Genomic DNA, 22,940 nt, shown 5'->3' on the forward strand with positions numbered 1-22,940 from the left:
GCACCACCTGCCCGGCCCGCGACAGGCCTCACCTCCCGTGGACGCCACGGCCACGAGCGCGCGTGTGGAACGCCAGGATCTGCAGCTCGCTCCCGAGGTCGACGGACCGAACCTTCACCCCGGCAGGCACCTGCAGCGCGCACGGCGCGAAGCTGAGGATCTCGCGGACCCCGGCACCGACCACCTCGTCGCAGACCTCCTGCGCAGCGTCACCGGGCGTCGCGATGACCGCGATCTCCACACCACGCCCCACGAGCACCTCCGTCAGTCGCTCGACGGGCTCGACGACCACTCCCGCCACGACCTGACCGACCACCGACGGTGACCTGTCGAACAGCGCCGAGACTGTGAATCCCCTGGCGCCGAACCCGGAGTAGTTCGCGAGCGCATGGCCGAGGTTGCCGACGCCGACGATCGCGACGCGCAGCTCCGTGGCGGTCCCGAGCACCGCACGGATCCTCTCGTGCAACCGCTCGACGTCGTACCCCACCCCGCGCGTACCGTGGGAGCCGAGGTAGCTGAGGTCGCGGCGCAGCTGCGCCGGCCCGACACCCGCGAGGTCGGCCAGCTCACCCGACGAGGTCCCCGTGACGCCCCGGGCGGTCAGCTCCGCGAGCGCCCGCAGGTACGTGGGCAGTCGTTCGATGGTCGCGCCGGGGAGAGCGCGCGCAGCCTCGTCCGGATCGGTCATGGGCCTCCTCCCGTGCGCCCGCACGTCGTCGTGCGGCCCGGTGGCCCGGCCGGTCAGAGCAGACGCGCCAACCGTCGGGCGTCGATACGCCAGAACCCCTGTTGTACACCGTCGACCATGACGACCGGGACGTACTCGCCGTAGGTCTCCGCGAGCCGCGCGTCGGAGTCGACATCGACGGCTCGCCAGCTCACTCCCGCGTCGCTGCAGACGGCCGCGACGACCTCGAGCGCGTCGTCGCACAGGTGGCACCCTGCACGCGTGTACACCAGCACCCGTTCCGGGCACGTGTCGTCGGACTGCATGAGCCCAACCCTAGGGCCCTGGTTAGAGTGGTCGCGTGCGCAACGACGAGCTGGACCCCGCATCCGGGGAGGTGGTGGCCGCGGTCGCCGTGGAGCGCAACGCCGAGGCGCTCGCACCCGACGCACCAGCGGTCGCAGCGTTCTTCGACGTCGACAACACGATCATCCGGGGTGCGAGCTCGTTCCACCTCGCGCGCGGCCTGTACCAGCGGGGCTTCTTCCGCAAGCGCGACATCGTCAACTTCGCGTTCCAGCAGGCGCGGTACATGGCGTTCGGGGAGAGCAAGCAGCAGATCGACGAGGTGCGCTCGCGTGCGCTGCACCTCATGACCGGGCACTCCGTCGCGGAGGTCGTCGCGATCGGCGAGGAGGTCTACGACCAGGTCCTCGAGCTGCGCATCTTCCCGGGAACACAGAAGCTGCTCGACGCGCACATCGGCGCTGGGCACCAGGTCTGGCTCGTGACCGCCACACCGCTGGAGATCGGCGAGCTCATCGCGCGCCGGCTCGGTGCGAACGGCGCGCTCGCGACGGTCGCCGAGCATGCGGACGGCTACTACACCGGACGGCTCGTCGGAGACATGATGCACGGCGAGGCCAAGGCACGTGCGGTCGAGGCTCTCGCCGAGCGCACCGGCCTCGACCTCGCGGCCTCGTCGGCCTACGGAGACTCGATGAACGACGTCCCGTTGCTCTCCACCGTGGGCAACCCCTGCCCGATCAACCCTGACGTCCGGCTGCGCAAGCACGCCAAGATGGTCGGCTGGCCGGTGCGCGAGTTCCGGGGTCGGCGACGACGCGTCGCCCGGCGCGGCCTGAAGACCGCGAGCTGGGCAGGTCTCGCGTGGGCGGGCGGGCTCGTCGTACGCGCCGCCGCCCGGACCGTCCGGTCCTGGTTCGGGCGCTGAGACCGGGCCCTCCCCCCGAAAGACCCGGGTGCACGGCCGGGTCGCGCTCAGGGTCTGCACGCCACCGCCCGTTTGGACCGCAGCGGCCAGTGGCGGCATAGTGGGGGGCCGCTCGGGCGGAAAGGCCCCCCGAGCGCGGAAGACCAAAGGAGCTCTGTGCATCTAGGCGATTCTGGCGAGCACCTTCTGCTCCGCTCTCCTTCACGGGTCGACGGTGTCGAGTTCCGCCTCTCCGGGCGCCGGATCTGGTCCGTGAAGGTCTCCGAGAGCGTGCAGCAGGACGACGGGACCCTTGCGTTCGCGCTCCCACAAGCACTCCGTCTCGCGCTCCGCGGCAGCGGACGTCTCGTTGCCCACGACCTGGCGACGGGCAACGAGATCGCGTCCGGGCAGATCACGGCCCCCCGCGACCCTCACGGAGATCTCCGGCTGGACGACGGCTACGGCCGACCCGCGGTGGTCAACAAGTGGGGACACCTCGCCCACGCGTTCCAGGATGCGCAGACCGCTGTCCTCGGCCGGTTGCTCGAGCACACCCAAGTGGTGATCGCCCTCCTCCGAGATGCTGGTCACACACCCTTCATCATGGGCGGCACACTGCTCGGCGCGGTACGCGAAGGTCGTCCCCTGCCGCATGACGACGACGCGGACCTCGGGTATCTGAGCAAGCACACGCACCCGGCGGACGTCGCCATCGAGAGCTACGAGATCGAGCGCGCGCTCCGGGCAGCCGACTGCACCGTCGTGCGCCACAGCGCAACACACCTGCAGGTGCACTTCCCGAGCGCGAGCGGCCCTGATCACTTCGTCGACGTGTTCGGAGCCTTCCACCGCGACGGACTCCTCCACCACCCGTTCCACGTACGCGCTCCGCTCCCCCGTGAGGACTTCGAACAGCTCGGCTCGATACAGATGCAGGGCGTCGTCTTCCCCACCCCCGCCGACCCGGCGGCCTGGCTCGAAGCCAACTACGGGCCCGACTGGGCAGTCCCGGACCCCGCCTTCCGCTACGTCACACCACGAGCGACGGAGCGCCGGTTCTCCGGCTGGTTCGGCTCGTTCAACCTGCACCGCGACTTCTGGAACGACCAGCACGCCTTCCCGGCCGCGGAAGGCGAGGAGCCCTCACGGCTCGCACGCCTCGTCGCCGAGGAGGCTCCGCGGGACCGTCCGGTCCTCGACCTCGGGCACGGGGACGGCAGGGATCTTCTGTACCTCAAGGACGAGGGCTTCTCCGTCCGGGGCGCGGAGTTCTCCGAGGTCGCGATCGAGGTGGCCCGAAGGAGGCTCGGCGACGAGGTTCCGCTCGACGTACTGAACCTCAACGAGCGACGTCGCGTGCTGGAGTACGCCCTCGAGCGGCCCGGGCCGACGACGCTCCTGACCTCCGACCTCCTCACTGGGTTGACGGGGGACGCGCGAGACAACGTCATGCTGCTCGCGCGCTCCCTCACGGCGCACGGGGCCTGGTACACGAGCTTCGCGACCGAGCTTCCGCCCGGCCACAGCTTCGACGATCCCACTACCTGGCACCTCGAGATCACCGATTTCGAGCGACGCGTGACGACGTACGGGATGCGGATCGCACGCCTCGAGGAGACCGAGGTCCACGGACGACCATATGCACTGGCAGTGGTCAAGAAGAAGGAGGAGCACTGATGCCCCTGAAGACCCTGATCGGCCGGCTGGCGCGACGAGCGGCCCCCGTCTCGGTCGCGAACCTGGAGTACGCGCGCCATCTCAGGGAGACAGAGCTCGACGCCCGTGTCGACGAGCTGCTCGCCAGGGTCGCGTCGGTGCAGTCGGACCTGGACGAGATGAGGAATCGGCTCGACGCGCTCGACGGCCTCCCTGGTGACATCGACGAGCTGCGGAGCGACTCGCTCCGCGTGGCGGAGCTCACGGACATCGTGATGACACGCCTGTCGGCCTCGGGCCCGAGCACACCCGAAGCCTGACGCAGCCAGCCGAGGAGACCGGCAACCACACGCGCATCGCCCCGGGCGCCCGGTTGCCAGTCCGCGTACGGCACGGCTGTGAGCGCGGTCCGCGCGGACGTCGCGTGCCCGTCCCCTCGCGCGGGTGCAGCGGGTTGGAGTAGCAGAACGCGCAGCCATCCTCGGAGAGGGACGCCTGGACGGAGTTGAGCAGCCCCCGCTCGATCGCGTCCGCGAACCGCGACTCGCGCCGCAGCAGCAGAAGCCGCCAGCTCCGGTGCACGTCCGCGATCGAGGCGCACGTCTCCGCGTAGGCGCGGTCCGGCGGAAGCTCGTAGGCGTCGCCGAACGACTCGTTCATGTGCCGAGCCCATGGCGCCCGTGATGTAGATCTTCTCGAGGTGCGCGCGGGACCAGCGGTCCTCGAGGGCACCGAGGAGACTTGCGTCGCCGCGTTCGGTGTAGAGGTCGGTGACGCCGGCGTCGAGGTAGAGCTGGCGCACGGCGTGGCCGGTCGCCTCACGAGCCTCACGCACCGGGGCGTGGTCCTGGAAGTCGTACGCCCCGAGCCGGTCGGCCCCGAGCACACCGCGGCCGTGTGCATCGATCCTCTGCTCCGCGAGGTCGAGGTAGGACTCCTCGCCCGTGTGCCGGAACAGCCGAACGAGTGCCGCCTCAGCCTCGGGGTGGCCATCGACGTCCGGGGCCCCGTGCTCCTGCGCGCGCCGGACGAGGAGGTCCGCCCACGCTCGCCCGATACTCAGCAGGTCCTCGCGACCGGCAGCCCGGCTCAGCGCGATGCCGGCCTGGAACAGATGCCCGGCGCAGTAGAGCTCATGGCCCCACCGCAGGTCACCGAACCGCTCTCGGGGGCTGTCGGGCGAGCTCCCCTGGACGTGGGAGTTGAGGTACCCGTCCTCGTCCTGGACCTCGGCGAGCAGCGCGATCGTCTCGTCGAGGACGTCGTCGAACGCGTCGGTCCCGGTCCGCCCGATCTCCCACGCGACAGCCTCGAGCATCTTCTACACGTCGGAGTCTGCGAACTGGTACCCGGTGCAGGACGTGTCCGCGCGTCCCACCACGCGGCGCAGGTTGGCCAGGGTCCCCGACGTCTCGAGCATGCGTAGGGCGTGCGGGATCGTCGCGGTCGCGTTGAGCTCCTCCCACCTGCCGAGATGGCCCGCCGGATCGAGCCGCACGGCGGAGCGTGCGAGCGCGCGGTCGTGGAAGCGTGCGAGCGCTCGGTCGTGGAGAAGGTCGGTGCGGGCGGGTGTGACCCGCCCGGCTCGAGGTGCATCGGCGTGACGCGGCGCTGCGTCACCGCCCGCGGGTTGCCGGGCGGGGATATGCCACGGGCCCGGTCGAAACCGGGCCCGGCGGGTACTACTTCTTGTTACGACGCTGGTGGCGCGTCTTGCGAAGAAGCTTGCGGTGCTTCTTCTTCGCCATACGCTTGCGTCGCTTCTTGATAACGGAGCCCATGGGTCCTCACAATGTTGATCGGGTGACTTGCACAGCACACCACGTGCACCCGGACCTGGCTCGCAGGCCGGTCAGCCTGAAGTCACATCCAGAACTCGTCCACGTGACGCCCGCGCTCGGGAAAGTCCGCCCCCAAGACTACCTGCTTTCTCGTCGTGCGCAGACCTCACGCCGCCTAGCCGTCGGTGCTGACGTCCACGCCGAGGAGCGGGAACACGGCCTGCCGTGTGGCGCGTACCGCCCGGTCCACGGCAGCCTCCGGGTCGTGCCCCCCGTGCCAGCGCGTATAGGACACCCGGCCCGCCGAGTCGGACATGCACTCGGGTGGCGCGTGGTCGAGCCCTTCCTCCACGCACTCCCGCCACTGCGCCGGCACGGGCGCGAGCGGGCTGACGGGACGGTGCTCCGCGATCGCCAGCACGTGGCTCCACACGATCGGGACGACGTCCACGACGGCATACCCACCACCGCCGAGCGCGACCCAGCGCCCGTCCGCGACCTCGTGCGCGAGGTCGTGGATCCACTCCGCGGCCTGCCGTTGGGCGTCGATCCCGACGTCCAGGTCACTGAGCACGTCCTTGCCGTGCGCGTCGCACCCGTGCTGGGACACGATCACCTGTGGGTGGAACGCGCGGATCACGTCGGGGACGACGGCGTCGACCGCGCGCAGCCACCCCGCACCGTCGGTGCGCGCGGGCAGCGCCAGGTTCACGGCCGAGCCGGGCGCCCCGGGTCCGCCGGTGTCGGTGGGGTACCCGGTCCCGGGGAACAGCGTGGCGCCGCTCTGGTGCACCGACACGGTGAGCACCCGAGGATCGTCCCGGAACACGGCCTCGACCCCGTCGCCGTGGTGCGCGTCGATGTCGACGTACGCGACGCGCTCCGCACCGGCGTCCAGCAGCCCCTGGATGGCGACGGCGGCGTCGTTGTAGATGCAGAAGCCAGCAGCTGCGCCGGGCATGGCGTGGTGCATGCCGCCCGCGACGTGCACGGCGTGCGTCGCCTCCCCGCGCCAGACGGCCTGAGCCGCGTCGTTCGTCCCCGCCACGATCCGCGCCGCAGACTCGTGCAAGGCCGGGAAGATCGGGTTGTCCTCGGTGCCCAGACCCCGGGCGGGATCCTCGATGCCCTCGTCGGACGCTGCATGGACCGCCTCGATGTACGCGCGCTCGTGGACGGTCGCGAGGAGGTCGTCGGACGCGATCGAGCTGCGGACCACCTCGACGTCGTCGTGGTCGAGGAGACCCAGGCTGCGGGCCAGGCTGATCGTCAGGTCGAGGCGCAACGGCGCCATCGGGTGGCCCGGGCCGAAGTCGTAACCGACGAGCTCCGGGCTCCAGGCGACGTGCACGCGGAAAGCCATGAGCAACGGTAACGCGAAGCGAGCGTCGGCCAGGGCTCGCGCGGCGGCGCTGGGCCGGTGAGGACCCTCGAGACCGTCGGGACGGACACCCCGGCCGTCCGCGCGACGTCGGCGATCACAGGTGTCCGAGGATGCGAGGACGACGTCACGGGTACGACACTACTGTGTCCCGGCGAGACCTCCGGCAGGCGCGGCTCGCCGCACGGACCCCGCCCGCATGACACAGTTCATCAGGAAGAACGACCGCGCAGCCCAGGGGAGACAGCAGATGGCATCCGGTGTCGCGGGGCGCCTGTGGGCCGGGCGTGAGCTCGTCGACCGCATCGCACGGCAGTCCCCCGCCCGGCTCGCCCTCACGGTCTTCGCCGCCGTGATCGCCGTGTTCACCGGGCTGCTCTCGCTGCCCTGGGCGACGAGCGACGGGACACGGGCCCCGTTCGTCGACGCGCTGTTCACCGCGACCTCCGCCGTGTGCGTGACGGGCCTGGTCACCGTGCCGACCGGCACGTACTGGTCGACGTTCGGCCAGGTGACGATCCTCGTCGCCGTCAAGATCGGCGGGCTCGGCGTCATGACGCTCGCCTCTCTGCTCGGCATGGCGGTGTCCCGGCGCATCGGGCTCACCCAGCGGCTCCTCACGGCGTCGGAGACGAAGACGACCCGGCTCGGCGAGGTCGGGTCTCTCGTCCGGGTCGTCATCATCACGTCCACGAGCCTCGAGGTGGCCATCGCCGCATTCCTCGTCCCGCGGTTCCTCGTGCTCCACGAGAGTCCCGGCGAAGCCGTGTGGCACGGCATCTTCTACGCCGTGTCCGCCTTCAACAACGCAGGGTTCGTCCCGACGGCGGAGGGTCTCACGCCGTTCGCCGGGGACTGGCTCCTGCTCATGCCGATCATCGTCGGGGTGTTCGTCGGGTCGCTCGGGTTCCCGGTGATCCTCAACCTCGCCCGCCACCGGCGGGACGTGCGCCGCTGGAGCCTGCACGCGAAGCTGACGATCACCATGAGCGTCCTGCTCGTCGCCGTCGGCAGCATCCTGTTCATCGCCCTGGAGTGGGCGAACCGGGGCACGCTGGGGCCCCTCAGCTGGCCGGACAAGCTGCTCACCGGTCTGTTCATGGGGGTCATGCCCCGCTCGGGGGGGTTCTCCACCGTCGACGTCGGCGAGATGCGCGAGGCCAGCTGGCTCATCACCGACGCCCTCATGTTCGTCGGTGGCGGGAGCGCATCCACCGCTGGTGGCATCCGGGTGACGACGATCGCCGTGATGATGATCGCGATCGTCGCCGAGGCCCGCGGGGACCGGGACGTCGAGGCCTTCGGCAGGCGCATCCCAAGAGACACCCTGCGCCTCGCCGTCGCGGTGTCGTTCGTCGGCGCGACGGCGGTGCTGCTGGCCACCCTCGTGCTGCTCGAGATCACCGGCTGGACGCTCGACGTCGTGCTCTTCGAGGTGATCTCCGCGTTCGCGACCTGCGGACTGACCACCGGGGTGACCCACGAGATGCCGACCGCGGGCAAGTATGTCCTCATCGTCTTGATGTTCATCGGTCGCACAGGCACGATGACACTTGCCGCAGCCCTCGCGCTGCGCGACCGCCGTCGGGTCATCCGACTGCCTGAGGAAAGGCCCATCATTGGTTGACAGGACGCCGACGATCATCGGCAACGACCGTGCGGAGATGCGTGCGTCGAAGGGCCGCACCGGGACGGAGACGGGCAAGGACCGCGGGTCCAAGGACGCCGGGGTCCTCGTCGTCGGGCTCGGCCGGTTCGGGTCGTCCCTCGCGCTCACGCTCGACCGGCTCGGCCAGGACGTCCTCGCCATCGAGCGCTCCCCCGCGCTCGTGGCCCACTACTCCGACCGGCTGCCGATCGTCGAGGCCGACGCGTCCAACCCCGACGCCCTCGAGCAGGTCGGCGCCCGCGACTTCTCCGTCGCCGTCGTCGGCGTCGGCACGTCGCTCGAGGCGAGCGTGCTCATCACGGGCAACCTCGTCGACATCGGCACACCCCAGATCTGGGCCAAGGCGGTCTCGGCCGAGCACGGCCGCATCCTGCAACGGATCGGCGCCCACCACGTGACCTTCCCCGAGGCCGACGCCGGCAACCGCGTCGCGCACCTCGTCTCCGGCAAGCTCCTCGACTACATCGAGGTGGAGGACGGGTTCACGATCGTCAAGATGCGCCCGCCGAAGGAGACGCAGGGATTCACCATCGCGCAGACGAAGGTCCGCGAGCGGTACGGCGTGACGATCATCGGGGTGAAGTCCCCCGGGCAGGAGTTCGTCTACGGCGAGCCGGAGACCCGGATCTCCTCGAACGACCTGCTCGTCGTCTCGGGGCACTCCGACCTGCTCGAGCGGTTCGCCGCGCGGCCCTGAGACCCGCGGCGACCGTCCGCGCGGTGCCCCGGCCCCGGAGCGGGTCGCCGGGGCCCCGCGCGGGAGGCGACTACCGTCGGCGGAGCGTGATGACCCGCTGGAGGACGACGAACCCGAGCAGCACGAGCCCGATGAACACCCGGGTCCACCAGGAGTCGAGTCCCTCGCGGGCGATGAGCACCTGGATGAGCCCGTACACGAGGACGCCGAGCCCCGTACCGAGCACGTAGCCACCGCCGCCCGTGAGGATCGTCCCCCCGATGACGACCGCGGCGATCGCGTCGAGCTCCATGCCGATGCCGGTGAGGTTGAAGCCCGACTTCGTGTAGAAGGCGAAGAGGATCCCGGCGATCCCGGCGCACGTGCCGCTGATGACGTACACCCACACGACGGTCCGGCCACCCTTGAGCCCCATGAGCTGGACCGCGTTGCCACCGTCGCCGACGCCCACCCCGTAGACGGTCCGGCCGAACCGCGTGTAGTGGAGCATGAGGAAGGCGACGAGCAGGACGACGAGCGCCACGATCATGCTGAGGTTGATCTTGGAGATGTTGCGCCCCTCGCCGAACTTGATGCTCCACGAGGCGAGCGCCGCGAAGCCCTCGTCCTTGATGGCGAGCGACTTGACGCTCACGACGTTGCACAGGCCGCGGGCCAGGAACATCGCGGCGAGGGACGCGATGAACGGTTGGATCGCGAAGACGTGCACCATCGTCCCGATGAGGAGGCCGAACGCGGACCCGATGAGAACCCCGACGACGAGCACGACGGGCAGCGGGAAGCCCGCAGGGAGGAGCGTCGCGACGACCAGCCCGACGAGCGCGACGACCGCACCGACGGACAGGTCGATGCCGCCGGTGAGGATGACGAACGTCATGCCGACCGCGAGGACGAGCAGGTAGGAGTTGTCGACGAGGAGGTTGGAGAACAGCTTGACGCTGACGAACCCGCGTTCTCCTCCGTAGCGGGACTCTCCGACGGCGAGCATGATCACGAGCGTGAGGAGCGTCCCGGCGACGGGCAGGTACCGGGGCTCGATGACACGGGAGACGGCCGCACGGACCGCCGCGCCGGTGGAGCGCGGACCGTGGGCTCCCGCCGGGCGGTGCGCGGGCTGTGCAGTGGTCGTCGTCATCGCACGACCTCCTTGACGGTCGGGACGGAGGTCGGGGCGGGGGCCGCGCCCTGAGCGGGACGCGCGCGGCGCCGGGAGGCACCCGAGCGGATCATCTCGCGGAGACGGGGCGACTGGGCGACGCAGACCGCGATGATGACGAGGGCCTTGAACAGAGGGGTGATCTGGGACGGGATGTGGAAGATCACCACGGCGCGCTCGATCGTGCTGAGGATGAGGGCCCCGATGACGGTGCCGCCCAGGTAGAACTTCCCTCCCGCGAGGGTCGTGCCGCCGAGGACGACGCACATGATCGCGTCCATCTCCTTCATGAGACCGATGTTGTTCGCGTCGGCGGCCATGGTCGGAGCGCCGTAGACGATCCCCGCCAGACCAGCGAGGAACGCGGCGACGATGTACACGAACCACGTGATGCTGCGCGCGGGGACACCGGCGAGCCGGCTCGCCTCGCGGTTGATGCCGACGCTCTCCAGGAGCATGCCGAGCGCCGAGCGGCGCACGAGCAGCACGAGGAGGACGAACACGACACCTGCGATGACGACCGGGGTCGGGAGCCCGAGGACGAAGCCCGAGCCGAGGAACTTGAAGGGGCCGCTCGTGACCGTCGTGATCTGGCCCTGGGTGATGAGCATCGCGATGCCCCGCCCCGCGACCATGAGGATCATCGTGGCGATGAAGGGCTGCACCCCCAGGACCGAGACCATGAACCCGTTGAACGCGCCCATCACGAGTGCGACGCCGAGGGCGATCCCGACGGCGACGAGGACGGTCGGGACGCTTCCCGCCGTCGGAGAGCTGTCGAGGTACGTGAGGGACACGGCGAGGGAGATCGCCATGACCGCCCCGACGGAGAGGTCGATCCCGCCGGTCGCGATGACGAGGGCCATGCCGAGCCCGAGGAGCATCGGCGTCGCGCTGAACCGCAGGATGTCGATGAGCTGGCCGAACAGGTGCCCGTCCCGCACGGAGACGTCGAGGAACCCGGGGCTGCGCAGCCCGCAGGCGATGAGCAGGATGACGAGTGCCGCGACGGGCCAGAAGAGCCTGTGGTGGACGACCTGCTGGAGGACGGTCGGGCCGCCCCCGCCACGTGCGGTCTCGGTGCTCACGGTGTGCTTCCTTCGAGGGGGGCGGGCAGGACGGGCGCGGCGATGCTCGTGAGGATCGTGTCGGGTGTGACGTCCGGGCCGTTGCGGATCTGCTCGACGAGGACGCGGTCACGGAGGATCTCGATCCGTTGGCTGACGCGCAGGACCTCCTCGAACTCCGAGGAGATGAACACGACGGCCATGCCGTCGTCGGCGAGCTCTGCGACGAGCTTCTGGATCTCGGCCTTGGCGCCGACGTCGATCCCGCGGGTCGGCTCGTCGAGGATGAGGATGCGGGGGGACGTGGCGAGCCAGCGGGCGAGCAGCACCTTCTGCTGGTTCCCACCGGAGAGGTTCTTGATGAGCATGTTCGGGCTCGCGGGGTAGACGTTGAGCGCCGTCATGTACTTCTCCACGATGGCGTCGAGCTCGCGTCGGGGCACCGGTCGCCACATGCCTCGCATGGTCTGCACGGCGAGGGCGATGTTCTCGCGGACGGTGAGGTCCCCGATGATCCCCTCCTTCTTGCGGTCCTCGGAGGAGAAGGCGATGCCAGAGGTGAGCGCGGCGAGCGGGTCGCTCAGGCGCACCCTGCGTCCGCCGAGCTCGAGGGACCCCGTGTCCGGCTTGTCGGCGCCGGCGAGCAACCGGGCAGCCTCGGTGCGCCCGGAGCCGAGGAGACCTGCGAGCCCGACGATCTCGCCGGGGAAGACCTCGAGGTCGTACGGCTCGATCTGGCCGTTCTTGCCGAGGCCGATCGCTGCGATCGCGGGAGCCTCGCCGCTGTGCGAGGTGCGGGCCCGGGCGACGGCGCCCTCCTCGAGGCCCGCGAGCTCCTCGCCGGTCCGGCCGATCATCTTCGAGATGAGCTCGAACCGGGGCAGGTCCTGCGTGCGGTAGGACCCGACGAGGCGCCCGTTGCGCAGGACGGTCATGCGGTCGGAGATGGCGTAGACCTGGTCGAGGAAGTGCGAGACGAAGAGCACGGCCACACCGGCGTCGCGAAGGCCGCGCACGACGTCGAAGAGCTCGTCGACCTCCGCCTTCTGCAGGCTCGACGTGGGTTCGTCGAGGATGAGCACCTTCGCGTCGACGACGGTCGAGCGTGCGATCGCGCACAGCTGCTGGACGGCGATCGAGTGCGCGGAGAGCATCGATCCGGGATCGATCGACAGCCCGAGGCGCTCGAGGTACGCCGCGGCCTCCCTGCGCATCTTGCGCCAGCTGAGGAACGGACCGGTACGTGGCTCGTGGCCGAGCATGACGTTCTCCGCCACGGACAGGTTGGAGCAGAGGTTGACCTCTTGGTACACGGTGCTGATCCCCGCGTCCTGCGCGTCGCTCGGGCCGGTCAGCCGTACCTGCTCGCCGCTCACGACGATGCGTCCCGAGTCCACGGTGTAGACCCCGGTGAGTGCCTTGATGAGGGTCGACTTGCCCGCGCCGTTCTCCCCCATGAGGGCGTGCACCTCACCGGGGTAGAGCGTGAAGTCGACGTCGTCGAGCGCCTTGACGCCGGGGAACGTGATGGTGATTCCTGACATCTCCACGACTGGCGTGGCTGCCGCCTTCGTCAAGGACATCGTTGACCTTTCTGCTGCGGCCCGGGGGCCGCGAGGTGGGGCGTCGTCTCGACGCGGGGCGTGCGCCGTCCCGTCGCGGAGGCTGACCGGGCCCCGTGCGGGGCGCGGGACCCGGTCAGCGTCCGTGCGAGAGGGTGCGGCAGCGGGTCAGAAGGACCGGCCGTCGATGACCTCTTGCGTGATGGTCTGGTCGAACGCCTCGTCCACGACGATGGTCTCCTTGTCGACCTCTTCGCCGTTGGCCACCTTGACGATGAGCTCGGCGAGCTGGTCACCGAAGGCGGGGTTGCACTCGACGACGTAGTTGAACTTGCCCTCGAGCAGCGCGGTCAGGCCGTCCTTGACGCCGTCGACCGTGACGATCTGGATGTCCTGGCCGGGGACCTTGCCGGCGGCCTCGATGGCCTCGATGGCGCCGAGGCCCATGTCGTCGTTGTGGGCGAAGATGAGGTTCATGTCGGGGTACGCCTGGAGGGCGGCCTCGACGGCCTCCTTGCCCTCGGTCCGCGTGAAGTTCCCGCTCGCCTCACCGATGACGTTGTCGCCCGCGACGGACCGGAAGCCTTCCTGACGGTTGGTCTGCGCGCCGGAGCCCATCGTCCCCTGCAGCTCGAAGATCTTCGCGTCCGGGTGGTTCGCCATGACCCACTCGCCGGCCGTGACGCCCTCGGCGGTGAAGTCGGCGCCGATCCACGTGACGAAGGGGTCCTCGACGGTGGTGTCGACCGTGCGGTCGACGAGGACGACGGGGATCCCGGCGTCCTTGATGTCCTGGAGGACCTCGTCCCAGCCGGTCTCGATGACGGGGGAGAAGGCGATGACGTCGACGTCCTGGTCGATGAAGTCGCGCAGCGCCTTGATCTGGTTCTCCTGCTTCTGCTGCGCGTCGACGAACTTCAGCTCGATGCCGTTCTCCGCGGTGAGGTTCTCCTTGATCGACTCGGTGTTCGCCGTGCGCCAGCCGCTCTCCGCCCCGAGCTGGGAGAAGCCCACCTTGACGAGGTCGCCGTCCGAGCCCTCGGACCCGCCTCCCCCGTCGCTGTCCGAGCTGCAGGCGGAGAGGGTGAGGATCGAGAGCGCGGCGAGGGTGCTGATCGCTGCGCGGGTGAAAGCCTTGCGGGCCATATCTCCTCCTTGAGATGTGCCTGGCGTCGTCGGTCGGCGTCAGACGGTGAGGGCGGGATCGTCGGCGGTCTCGCGCTACAGCGATGTTAGCGTTCACATCCGATATGGGCGCTTGGCGGTAGATCACTGTTGCGTAACGAAAGTCGGAGTTCGTTGTTGCGGTAAGTTTCGCCCGTTTCGCATCCCTTCGCCGTGCCCCCCGGGGCACGACAAAAGAGGGGGTCGGACAGTGTCCGACCCCCTCTTTCCGCGTCCTGCCCTAGAAGCCCTGCGCGAGCCTGTAGTAGGCCTGGTTCCACCGCAGCTCCTGCGCGAACCGCCGCGCCTCGGTCGACGCGTCGATCGTCACGAGCTCCGTCCGCGCCATGTCCGCGAGGTCCTGGAACGCCTCGAGGCCCAGCGCCGTGCTCATCACCGTGTGGTGCGCGGCTCCCGCGAGCAGCCACGCCTGGGCCGACGTCGCGAAGTCGGGCTCCGGCTTCCACACCGCACGCGCGACCGGCAGGTTGGGCAGCGCGTGCGCGGGCTCGACGACCTCGACGACGTTGACCGTGAGGCGGAAGCGCTCACGCATGTCCGACAGCGCGACGACGACGGCCGGGCCGGGGTCGGTGTTGAACACCAGACGGACGGGGTCCTCCCGGTCGCCGATCCCCAGCGGGTGCACCTCGAGGGACGGCCGCGCCGTGGTGAGCGTCGGGCAGATCTCCAGCATGTGCGCCCCGAGGATCACCTCGTCGCCGGGCGTGAGGTCGTACGTGTAGTCCTCCATGAGCGACGCCCCGCCGGGCAGGCCGTAGCCCATGACCTTCGCGGCCCGCACGAGCACGGCGGTCTTCCAGTCCCCCTCGGCGCCGAAGCCGTAGCCCGCGGCCATGAGCCGCTGGACCGCGAGACCGGGGAGCTGGCGCAGCCCGCCGAGGTCCTCGAAGTTCGTCGTGAAGGCATCGAAGCCGCCCTCCTCGAGGAACGAGCGCAGGCCTGCCTCGAGGCGCGCGCCGTACCGCAGCGACTCGTGCCGCTCGCCGCCGGGCAGCAGCTCGGCCGCGACGTCGTAGAGCTCGACATACTCCGCCACCAGGGCGTCGATCTCGCTCTCCGCGACCGCGTCGACGACAGCCACGAGGTCGTTGACGCCCCACGTGTTGACAGACACCCCGAGGCTGATCTCCGCCTCGGTCTTGTCCCCCTCGGTGACGGCGACGTTGCGCATGTTGTCCCCGAAGCGCGCCAGGCGCATGTTCCGCATGGCGTCGAAGCCCGCTGCGGCGCGCGTCCACACGGCGATCTGCTCGATCACGGCAGGGTTGGACACGTGGCCGACGACAGTCTTGCGCGGCACGCCCATGCGCGTCTGGATGTACCCGAACTCCCGGTCGCCGTGGGCGGCCTGGTTGAGGTTCATGAAGTCCATGTCGATGTCCGCCCAGGGCAGCTCGACGTTGGCCTGCGTGTGCAGGTGCAGCAACGGGGTGTCGAGCGCGTCGAGCCCGCGGATCCACATCTTCGCCGGGGAGAACGTGTGCATCCAGGCGACGAGCCCGATGCACGCGGGGTCGGCGTTGGCTGCGAGCGCGAGCTCCTTGATGGAGTCGGAGTCCTTGAGCACCGGCTTCCACACGACGCGCACGGGCACGTCGGGCGCCGCGTCGATCATCTCGGCGATGACCTGCGACTGCTCCGCCACCTGCCGCAGCGTCTCCTCGCCGTAGAGGTTCTGCGACCCGGTGAGGAACCAGATCTCCTTGCCGTCGAACGGGTTCTTCATCGTCGTTCCTTCACTGGCCGGGGTCACTGGCCGTAGACGTTCTGGTAGCGGTCGTAGAGGGCGTCGATGCTCTCGTCCGGGATCCGCGTGGGCTCGCCCAGCTGGCGTGAGATGTGCACGGTCCGCGCCACCTCCTCGACCATGACGGCGGCCTTCACCGCGGCCTTGGCGTCCCGGCCGATGGTGAACGGACCGTGGTTGCGCATGAGCACCGCGGGCGAGCGGGACGTCGACAGGGTCTCGACGATGCCGCGTCCGATGGAGTCGTCCCCGATGAGCGCGAACGGTCCCACGGGGATGTCTCCGCCGAACTCGTCGGCCATCATCGTCAGGACGCAGGGCACGGGCTCTGCGCGCGCGGCCCACGCGGTGGCGTACGTCGAGTGGGTGTGCACCACTCCCCCGACGTGCGGCATGTGCCGGTAGACGTAGGCGTGCGCCGCGGTGTCCGAGGACGGTTGACGGGTGCCGTCGACGAGCGTGCCGTCGAGGTCGCACACGACCATGGACTCCGGGGTGAGCTCGTCGTACGTCACGCCCGAGGGCTTGATGACGAAGAGGTCGGCGCTGCGCAGGCGCTGGGAGACGTTCCCGGCGGTCCAGACGACGAGCTCCCAGCGTGGGAGCTCGGCGTGCAGCCGGGCGACGAGCGCCCGGACCTCGGCGACCTCCGCACGGACCTCGTCGCTGTACCCGTCGAGGCCTGCGGGTGCACCGGCGCTCATGCGCCGGTCCGGGCTGCGCGGCGGATCGCCTTGAGGCGGTGCATGACGTCGTTGGCGCCGCGACCGAAGTAGTCGTGGAGCGTGCGGTACTCCTCGTACAGGGCGTCGTACCGGGCCGCCCGCTCCTCGTCGGGCTCGAACGCCGCAGCGGTCCGCTTGCCCATGGCCTTCGCGGCGCTGCGCACGTCGGGGTAGGCGCCCGCGGCGACGGCCGCGTGGATCGCGGAGCCCAGCGCGGGCCCCTGCTCGGACGCGATGGTCGACAGCGGCAGCCGCGTGACGTCCGAGTAGACCTGCATGAGGAACCGGTTCTTCAGCAGACCACCGGCGACGACGAGCTCGGTCACCGGGACGCCTGAGGCGTTGAACGCCTCGACGATGGTCCGCGTGCCGAAGGCGGTGGCCTCGAGCAGCGCGCGGTAGGTGTCCTCGGGCCGCGTCGCGAGGGTCTGCCCGACGACGACGCCGGAGAGCTCGTGGTCGACGAGCACCGACCGGTTGCCGGAGTGCCAGTCGAGGGCCACGAGACCGTGCTCCCCGATCTCCTGGCGCGCCGCGAGGTCGGTGAGGTACTCGTGCACCGACTGCCCGGCGGCAGCTGCGGCCTCGGAGTAGGCGGCGGGGACGGCGTTGTCGACGAACCACCCGAAGATGTCACCGACGCCGGACTGCCCGGCCTCGTAGCCCCACAGCCCCTCGACGATCCCGCCGTCGACGACGCCGCACATGCCGGGGACCTCGTGGAGCTCCTCACCGCTCATGACGTGGCACGTCGAGGTGCCCATGATCGCGGTCATCTGGCCGGGCGCGACGGCGTCGGCCGCGGGGGCGCAGACGTGGGCGTCGACGTTCCCGACGGCGACAGCGATGCCCTCGGGCAGCCCCGTCCAGGCTGCGGCCTCGGCCGTGAGCGTGCCGGCGCGCGCACCGAGCTGGCCGATCTCGTGCTCGACCTTGTCGGCGACGAACCCGCGGAAGTCGGGGTTGAGCGCGGCGAGGAAGTCCTCGCTCGGGTACTGCCCGTCCTGGTAGATCCCCTTGTAGCCGGCGGTGCACGCGTTGCGCACGTACTGCCCGCACAGCTGCCAGACGATCCAGTCCGCGGCCTCGACCCAGTGGTCGATCCGGTCGTAGACCTCCCGGTCCTCCTCGAGGAGCTGCAGGCCCTTGGCGAACTCCCACTCGGACGAGATGAGGCCGCCGTAGCGCTGGATCCACGACTCGCCGCGGGCGTGCGCGAGCTCGTTGATGCGGTCGGCCTGCCCCTGCGCCGCGTGGTGCTTCCACAGCTTGACGTACGCGTGCGGGCGGTCTCCGAGGCCGTCGAGCTCGCACAGCGGCGTGCCCGTCGTCGTCGTCGGGACCATGGTGCAGGCCGTGAAGTCCGTGGCGATGCCGATGACGTCCGCGGGGTCGACGCCGTGCTCGGCGTGGGCCTGGGCGAGGGCGGCGGGGACGGCGTTCTTCAGGACGTCGACGTAGTCGGCCGGGACCTGGAGCGCCCAGTCGGGGGCCAGCCGGACGGGCGTGCCGGAGTCGGCGGCCGGTCCGGCCGTCAGCACGTCGTCCATGACGGCGTGCGGGTACTCGAAGACGCCGGTGCCGAGCTCGGCGCCGTCGTGCACACGCACGACGACGGCGCGTCCGGAGAGAGTTCCATAGTCGACGCCGATGGTCACGGCGCGCTGCGGGTCGGTCATGGGGTGAGCCTCATCGCTGCTGGGGGGTGCGTGGATTCTCCGACAGTGCCACAGTCACCCGGACCCCGTCGTCGAACCACGATGTTAGCGTTCACAATCCGGTCCGTGTCAACCCCTCGTCGCCGCGCCGCGCCGCGGGGAACCCGCGCGGACCAGGCAGCCGACCACCCGCGTCGCGGGCCCCACCACAGCGGCGTCTCACGCCCGGGGCGGGCCGGTGCTCGAGCGCACGACGAGCGCGGGCGCAGAGACCGACGGCGCGGCCGAGCCGTCGTCGAGGACGCGCAGGAGCGTCTCGATGATGCGGGTGCCGAGCCGGTGGAAGCCCTGGCGGACCGTCGTCAGCGGCGGGATGAAGTGGGCGGAGCCGGGGATGTCGTCGAAGCCGACGACGCTCACGTCGTCGGGCACCCGGAGCCCTGCCTCGTGGAACGCTCGCAGCAGCCCCAGCGCGAGCTGGTCGTTGGCCGCGAAGACCGCTGTCGGCACACCCTCCTGCACGAGCCGCCGCCCCACCTCGAACCCCTGGTCCGCGGACCAGTCCGCCGCGACCGGCTCCCGCAGGTCGAGCCCGAGGTCCCGGGACTCGGCCTCCCACCCGGCGACGCGCGCTGCCGCGTCCAGCCAGTCCCGCGGACCTGTCACGTGCACCACCTCCCGGTGCCCGAGCCCGGCGAGGTGGCGCACGACGAGGCGCGCGCCGAGCTCCTGGTCGACGAACACCGTGGTGACGCTCTCCGGCGGGTCCGGGATCGACGCGACGACGACCATCGGCAGCCGGTCGTCGAACGCCCGCAGAGCGTCGACGACGTCCGCGTGCGGTGCGATGACGACGATGCCCTCGACCGCCTGGCCCATGAAGTGCTCGAGGGCGTCGTTCATCGAGGGCGCGTCCAGGACCCTCAGCGTCGCGACGGTGAGGAAGTAGCCCGCCTCCCGGGCCGCCTCCTCGATCGCGACGAGGGTCCTCGACGGGCCGAAGAGGTAGGACCCCGTGGTGACGACCCCGATCGTGCCCGAGCGGCGCGTCACGAGAGCCCGCGCGGACATGTTCCGCCGGTACCCGAGGTCGGCGATCGCCGTCAGGACCCGGTCACGTGTCTCCGGTCGCACGTTGGGGTGGTCGTTGAGCACCCGTGAGACCGTCTGGTGCGAGACCCCGGCCGCGCGCGCGACGTCGTTCATCCCGGGGGGACGCCCGGCAGCTGCCATCAGAAGCCGTATGCGCGGTAGACGTTCTCGACGTCCTGCCCGGGCCCGGCGACCTGGACGAGCACGCTGCCGTTCGTCCACACCGCCGAGCCGATCTCCCCCTCCGAGCCGGCGATGACGTAGCTGCCGGTGACGACGTCCCCGACCATGACCTCGCCCGAGTCCGTCGCCTCACCGACCTGAGCAGCGAGCCCGGCGGCGGCGGCCGCCGCCTCCTCCGGCGTGGCCCACTGCGCGACCGTCACCGCGAAGGACGCCTCCACGCCGTCGAGCTTCCCCGTGTACGTGAGGTCGTACCCCTCGAGCGCGCCGCTCGCCGCATGCGTCTCGGACGGGACGATCGACCGGAGGGAGTACTGCCGCACCGACGCCGGCAGGGCGAGGAACAGCGCGGACCCCTCGCCCCGCTCGACAGGCTCGACGTCGGGGACGGGCGGCGGGGCCTCGACCGTGACGGTGGGCGCGGGCTCGGGTTCCTCGCCGCCGGACAGCGCGAGGTACACCCCGGCACCGACGGCCGCGAGCACGGCCACCCCGAGCACCCACCACACCCATACGGGGCCGGGCAGCGCACGACGACGGGTCGCGACGTCGTCGTCGGACTCCGCCCCGGCGGTCGCAGGGGCCCGGTCGAGCGCCGCCGCAGCAGCCACCGTCGGATCGGTGGCACCGCGCAGCCGCGAGATCTCCGGTCGCGGCGCCGTGACCGCGCCCGCGCCCGGCGCGCCGGGCCCTGCGGCCCCGCCCCCCGGCTGCTCCCGCTCGGACCAGGGCCGCGCCGGACGTGCTGGCCGGTCGTCGTGCTCGCTCATCGTTCTCCTCGTCCACCCGGCGGTGGGCCCCGCACGGTCGCGCCCAGCCTACGGGTGGCGTCCGTCGGGAAGCGGGACCGCCCGCGGGTCCGTGTCGGTGGTCCCCGGTACCGTCCCGCTCATGGCCTCCTCGAGCACCACCGCGTCGCGCGCGACCGCGCGGACCAGCAAGCCCGGCTACCGCTGCTCCGAGTGCGGGTGGACGACGTCGAAGTGGGCGGGACGGTGCGGCGAGTGCCAGGAGTGGGGCTCGGTCTCCGAGGTCGGCGCTGCGGCGACCGGCCCCCGGACGGTGGCCAGCGCCCCGACGCGGAACCTCGCGCGGCCGATCGGCGAGATCGACGTCGACACGGCGAAGGCCACGCCGACGGGGATCAGCGAGTTCGACCGGGTCCTCGGTGGCGGCCTCGTGCCCGGCGCCGTCGTCCTGCTCGCCGGCGAGCCCGGCGTGGGCAAGTCGACGCTCCTGCTCGACGTCGCGAGCACGGCCGCGCGCGGTGGGCGCCGGGTCCTCTACATCACCGGGGAGGAGTCGGCCGGTCAGGTGAGGTTGCGCGCGGAGCGCATCGACGCCCTCGCACCCGGGCTGCTCCTCGCTGCAGAGACGGACCTCGGCCTCGTTCTCGGACAGGTGGAGGCCGCCGAGCCGGACCTGCTCATCGTCGACTCGGTCCAGACCGTCGCGTCCGCACAGGTCGACGGCTCACCCGGGGGCGTGAGCCAGGTCCGCGAGGTCGCCGCCGCGCTCATCGCGGTCGCGAAGGACCGCAACATGCCGGTGATCCTCGTCGGGCACGTCACCAAGGACGGTTCGGTCGCCGGCCCCCGCACCCTCGAGCACCTCGTCGACGTCGTGTGCCAGTTCGAGGGCGACCGCCACTCGCGCCTGCGGATGGTGCGCGCCGTGAAGAACCGGTACGGCCCGACGGACGAGGTGGGGTGCTTCGAGCTCACCGAGGACGGCATCCGCGGCCTGGCAGACCCGAGCGGCCTGTTCCTGTCCCACATCAACCTCGCCGTGCCGGGCACGTGCGTCACCGTCACGCTCGAGGGACGCCGCCCGCTGGCGTTGGAGATCCAGTCGCTCGTCGTCCCGAGCCCGCTGGCCAACCCCCGCCGGACGACGAGCGGTATCGACTCGAGCCGGCTCGCGATGATCCTCGCCGTGGTGCACCGCCACCTCGGGGCCAAGCTGTCCGACGCGGACGTCTACGTCTCGACGATCGGCGGCGCCCGGGTGTCCGAGCCCGCCGCCGACCTCGCCATCGCCCTCGCCACGCTGAGCGCTCTCGAGAACAGGCCCGTGCCGGTGGGCACCATCGCCATCGGTGAGGTCGGGCTCGCCGGGGAGCTGCGCGCGGTGACGGGCATCTCCCGGCGCCTGAGCGAGGCGGCACGGCTCGGATTCACCCGAGCGGTCGTCCCGGCAGGAACAGCGGGTCCCGCCCCTGCGGGCATGACCCTCCTGCCGTCCGCCAACCTCGCCGAGGCCGTCCGACTCACCCAGACGGTCGCCCGCTCCGCCGCGGCCGTCGGCGCGTAGGATTCGTCCCGTGGCCAACTCCCCCGCGCACATCGACGAACTCCTCCGCGAGACCCTCGCAGCCGTCGCACCCGGCACCGAGCTGCGCGACGGGCTCGAACGGATCCTGCGTGGGCGCACCGGCGCCCTCATCGTGCTCGGCTTCGACGACACCGTCGAGACCATCAGCTCCGGTGGCTTCGTCCTCGACGTCGAGTTCGCCGCGACCCGCCTCCGGGAGCTCGCCAAGATGGACGGGGCGATCGTCCTCGACCGCGAGGCAAGCCGGATCCTGCGAGCAGCCGTCCAGCTGCTGCCCGACCCGACGATCGAGACCACCGAGTCGGGTACCCGGCACCGCACCGCCGAGCGCGTCGCGAAGCAGACCGGCTTCCCCGTGATCTCCGTGAGCCAGTCGATGCGGATCGTCGCCCTCTACGTCAGCGGCTCGCGCTACGTGCTCGAGGACTCCGACACCATCCTGTCCCGCGCCAACCAGGCGCTCGCGACCCTCGAGCGCTACAAGGCCCGCCTCGACGAGGTGAGCGGCACCCTGTCCGCGCTGGAGATCGAGGACCTCGTCACCGTGCGCGACGTCTGCGCGGTGGTGCAGCGTCTCGAGATGGTCGGCCGGATCTCGGAGGAGATCGCCGGCTACGTCGTCGAGCTGGGGACGGACGGGCGCCTGCTCGCCCTGCAGCTCGACGAGCTCATCGGCGGGCTGGGCTCGGACCGCGAGTTCGTCATCCGCGACTACGTCGAGGTCGGCCGTAAGGACCACTCGGTCGAGGACGTGCTCGCGAGCCTCTCGGAGCTCGACTCCACCGAGCTCCTCGACCTCAGCCTCATCGGCCGGACGCTCGGCCTGCCCGGCGGCGGGGAGGCGCTCGACGCCGCGGTCGCCCCGCACGGTTACCGCCTCCTGTCGAAGGTGCCGCGCCTGCCGGCCCCGGTCGTCACCCGGCTCGTCAGCCACTTCGGAGGGCTCCAGAAGCTCCTCGCGGCCACCGTCGAGGAGCTCATGATGGTCGACGGCGTGGGCGAGCAGCGCGCACGGGCCGTCCGCGAAGGTCTCTCCCGCCTCGCGGAGTCGAGCATCCTCGAGCGTTACGTCTGAGCTCGAACGCTACGTCTGAGCTCGAACGCTACGTCTGAGCTCGAGCGTGACGTCTGAGCGTGAGCGTTACGTCCGAGCGTGAG

22 protein-coding genes and 1 pseudogene are annotated in these 22,940 nt (G+C 70.8%); 7 read left to right on the plus strand and 16 right to left on the minus strand.

The genetic code is table 11. The annotated features are described in order from the left end of the window. Positions 1-28 precede the first annotated feature (28 nt). Positions 29-691 carry a redox-sensing transcriptional repressor Rex gene (locus tag AC54T1_RS10930; RefSeq protein WP_496911939.1) on the minus strand — a complete coding sequence of 221 codons (663 nt, stop codon included), beginning with the start codon at positions 689-691 and terminating at the stop codon, positions 29-31. Positions 692-744: 53 nt separating this feature from the next. Further along, complete coding sequence (locus AC54T1_RS10935; RefSeq protein ID WP_496911940.1) at positions 745-996, minus strand: glutaredoxin family protein; 252 nt, start codon at positions 994-996, stop codon at positions 745-747. A 74-nt stretch (positions 997-1,070) separates the two neighbouring features. Here AC54T1_RS10935 and AC54T1_RS10940 point away from each other — a divergent pair, with 74 nt between their 5' ends. The 3 genes from AC54T1_RS10940 (at position 1,071) to AC54T1_RS10950 (ending at position 3,862) form a co-directional block, all read left to right on the plus strand. Beyond that, a complete protein-coding gene (locus tag AC54T1_RS10940; protein ID WP_484345750.1) occupies positions 1,071-1,904 on the plus strand; it encodes an HAD family hydrolase in 834 nt (277 codons plus the stop codon). A gap of 252 nt (positions 1,905-2,156) precedes the next feature. Further along, entirely contained in the window at positions 2,157-3,563 is a 1,407-nt protein-coding gene (locus AC54T1_RS10945) for a class I SAM-dependent methyltransferase (RefSeq protein ID WP_496911941.1), read from the plus strand. Beyond that, complete coding sequence (locus AC54T1_RS10950; protein ID WP_496911942.1) at positions 3,563-3,862, plus strand: hypothetical protein; 300 nt, start codon at positions 3,563-3,565, stop codon at positions 3,860-3,862. Before AC54T1_RS10945 ends, AC54T1_RS10950 begins: the two co-directional genes overlap by 1 nt. On the opposite strand, the pseudogene AC54T1_RS10955 reads toward AC54T1_RS10950, so the two are convergent. The 5 genes and pseudogenes from AC54T1_RS10955 to AC54T1_RS10975 all read right to left on the minus strand — a co-directional run bounded on the left by AC54T1_RS10955 (position 3,804) and on the right by AC54T1_RS10975 (position 6,910). Continuing rightward, positions 3,804-4,860: pseudogene (locus tag AC54T1_RS10955) on the minus strand (beta-L-arabinofuranosidase domain-containing protein). The gene AC54T1_RS10950 and the pseudogene AC54T1_RS10955 sit on opposite strands and share 59 nt — an antisense overlap. A 3-nt stretch (positions 4,861-4,863) precedes the next feature. Then, positions 4,864-5,040: a hypothetical protein gene (locus tag AC54T1_RS10960; protein WP_496911943.1), complete on the minus strand. Its 177-nt coding sequence runs from the start codon at positions 5,038-5,040 to the stop codon at positions 4,864-4,866. A gap of 184 nt (positions 5,041-5,224) precedes the next feature. Continuing rightward, positions 5,225-5,323, minus strand: coding sequence for a 30S ribosomal protein bS22 (locus AC54T1_RS10965; protein WP_003792170.1), 99 nt, complete (start codon positions 5,321-5,323; stop codon positions 5,225-5,227). 175 nt (positions 5,324-5,498) lie between these two features. Next, positions 5,499-6,686 carry an acetoin utilization protein AcuC gene (locus tag AC54T1_RS10970; RefSeq protein ID WP_496911944.1) on the minus strand — a complete coding sequence of 396 codons (1,188 nt, stop codon included), beginning with the start codon at positions 6,684-6,686 and terminating at the stop codon, positions 5,499-5,501. Continuing rightward, a complete protein-coding gene (locus AC54T1_RS10975) occupies positions 6,593-6,910 on the minus strand; it encodes a LacI family DNA-binding transcriptional regulator (RefSeq protein ID WP_496911945.1) in 318 nt (105 codons plus the stop codon). Before AC54T1_RS10975 ends, AC54T1_RS10970 begins: the two co-directional genes overlap by 94 nt. Positions 6,911-6,954: 44 nt before the next feature. Between AC54T1_RS10975 and AC54T1_RS10980 the strand changes: the two genes are divergently transcribed. Together AC54T1_RS10980 and AC54T1_RS10985 are read left to right on the plus strand one after the other, a co-directional pair. Next, complete coding sequence (locus AC54T1_RS10980) at positions 6,955-8,331, plus strand: TrkH family potassium uptake protein (RefSeq protein ID WP_484345749.1); 1,377 nt, start codon at positions 6,955-6,957, stop codon at positions 8,329-8,331. A 37-nt stretch (positions 8,332-8,368) separates the two neighbouring features. Then, positions 8,369-9,070 (plus strand): potassium channel family protein, encoded by a 702-nt coding sequence (locus tag AC54T1_RS10985; protein ID WP_484345748.1) that lies wholly within the window; start codon positions 8,369-8,371, stop codon positions 9,068-9,070. A gap of 70 nt (positions 9,071-9,140) precedes the next feature. On the opposite strand, the gene AC54T1_RS10990 is transcribed toward AC54T1_RS10985, so the two are convergent. From AC54T1_RS10990 to AC54T1_RS11030, 9 genes are all read right to left on the minus strand, one after another. Beyond that, positions 9,141-10,205: an ABC transporter permease subunit gene (locus AC54T1_RS10990; RefSeq protein ID WP_484345579.1), complete on the minus strand. Its 1,065-nt coding sequence runs from the start codon at positions 10,203-10,205 to the stop codon at positions 9,141-9,143. Then, the gene (locus AC54T1_RS10995) at positions 10,202-11,314 is read right to left on the minus strand and encodes an ABC transporter permease (RefSeq protein WP_496911946.1); all 1,113 of its coding nucleotides are present in this window, start codon (positions 11,312-11,314) and stop codon (positions 10,202-10,204) included. The genes AC54T1_RS10990 and AC54T1_RS10995 overlap by 4 nt, the downstream gene beginning before the upstream one ends. After that, positions 11,311-12,876 carry a sugar ABC transporter ATP-binding protein gene (locus AC54T1_RS11000; RefSeq protein WP_484345577.1) on the minus strand — a complete coding sequence of 522 codons (1,566 nt, stop codon included), beginning with the start codon at positions 12,874-12,876 and terminating at the stop codon, positions 11,311-11,313. Before AC54T1_RS11000 ends, AC54T1_RS10995 begins: the two co-directional genes overlap by 4 nt. A 147-nt stretch (positions 12,877-13,023) precedes the next feature. Then, positions 13,024-14,001 carry an ABC transporter substrate-binding protein gene (locus AC54T1_RS11005; RefSeq protein WP_484345576.1) on the minus strand — a complete coding sequence of 326 codons (978 nt, stop codon included), beginning with the start codon at positions 13,999-14,001 and terminating at the stop codon, positions 13,024-13,026. A gap of 259 nt (positions 14,002-14,260) precedes the next feature. Beyond that, the gene (gene araA, locus AC54T1_RS11010) at positions 14,261-15,769 is read right to left on the minus strand and encodes an L-arabinose isomerase (protein ID WP_496911947.1); all 1,509 of its coding nucleotides are present in this window, start codon (positions 15,767-15,769) and stop codon (positions 14,261-14,263) included. A 23-nt stretch (positions 15,770-15,792) separates the two neighbouring features. Beyond that, a complete protein-coding gene (locus AC54T1_RS11015; RefSeq protein WP_484345574.1) occupies positions 15,793-16,494 on the minus strand; it encodes an L-ribulose-5-phosphate 4-epimerase in 702 nt (233 codons plus the stop codon). Next, positions 16,491-18,194 (minus strand): ribulokinase, encoded by a 1,704-nt coding sequence (araB, locus tag AC54T1_RS11020; RefSeq protein WP_496911948.1) that lies wholly within the window; start codon positions 18,192-18,194, stop codon positions 16,491-16,493. The genes AC54T1_RS11015 and araB overlap by 4 nt, the downstream gene beginning before the upstream one ends. A 198-nt stretch (positions 18,195-18,392) precedes the next feature. Then, positions 18,393-19,406 (minus strand): LacI family DNA-binding transcriptional regulator, encoded by a 1,014-nt coding sequence (locus AC54T1_RS11025; RefSeq protein ID WP_496911949.1) that lies wholly within the window; start codon positions 19,404-19,406, stop codon positions 18,393-18,395. Continuing rightward, positions 19,406-20,218 carry a hypothetical protein gene (locus tag AC54T1_RS11030; RefSeq protein ID WP_496911950.1) on the minus strand — a complete coding sequence of 271 codons (813 nt, stop codon included), beginning with the start codon at positions 20,216-20,218 and terminating at the stop codon, positions 19,406-19,408. The genes AC54T1_RS11025 and AC54T1_RS11030 overlap by 1 nt, the downstream gene beginning before the upstream one ends. Positions 20,219-20,339: 121 nt before the next feature. On the opposite strand from AC54T1_RS11030, the gene radA reads away from it, so the two are divergent. Continuing rightward, positions 20,340-21,761, plus strand: a complete 1,422-nt coding sequence (radA, locus tag AC54T1_RS11035) for a DNA repair protein RadA (RefSeq protein ID WP_496911951.1) — start codon at positions 20,340-20,342, stop codon at positions 21,759-21,761. A 10-nt stretch (positions 21,762-21,771) separates the two neighbouring features. Then, positions 21,772-22,857: a DNA integrity scanning diadenylate cyclase DisA gene (gene disA / locus AC54T1_RS11040; RefSeq protein ID WP_484345569.1), complete on the plus strand. Its 1,086-nt coding sequence runs from the start codon at positions 21,772-21,774 to the stop codon at positions 22,855-22,857. The last annotated feature ends 83 nt before the right edge of the window (positions 22,858-22,940 follow it).

It is taken from the genome of Sanguibacter sp. Z41_6 (assembly GCF_059621145.1).